This window comes from Onishia niordana (genome assembly GCF_004798965.1).
In the GTDB taxonomy this organism is placed as follows: Bacteria; Pseudomonadota; Gammaproteobacteria; order Pseudomonadales; family Halomonadaceae; genus Onishia; species Onishia niordana.
On record NZ_SDSD01000039.1, the window covers coordinates 1 to 324 of the forward strand.

1 protein-coding gene is annotated in these 324 nt (G+C 37.7%); it reads right to left on the reverse strand.

Translation table 11 applies throughout. The features are described from left to right. Positions 1–138 precede the first annotated feature (138 nt). A partial coding sequence (locus ETC27_RS17860) for a hypothetical protein (protein ID WP_369333509.1) occupies positions 139–324 on the reverse strand: 186 nt, incomplete at its 5' end.

Sequence of the window (324 nt, forward strand, 5' to 3'; positions counted from 1 at the left end):
GACACCACGCTATAAGGTAAGTAAAGAGAGGCTTTACTCCACTAATTATTTTTCCGTGTTGGATTTGAAAGAACAATAAGAAGGTTGTACTTAAGGAAATAAGAAGGAGAAGAGTCGCTATTTTTAAGAGATTATAAGTTAGGATAATGAAGGTATTTCTGTAAGGTTTAATGAGAGGGTGCCTCTTTCTGTGTAAAATGTGGGCGTAAGAAGGGGAAGAACTTGATGAGGGTGCTCGCTATCAATGACTTGAATTAGTCCAGTGCCCTTTCCAATAGGAATCACAATTCCCTCGGGATCTAAATCTGGAAAAAGAAATTGAAT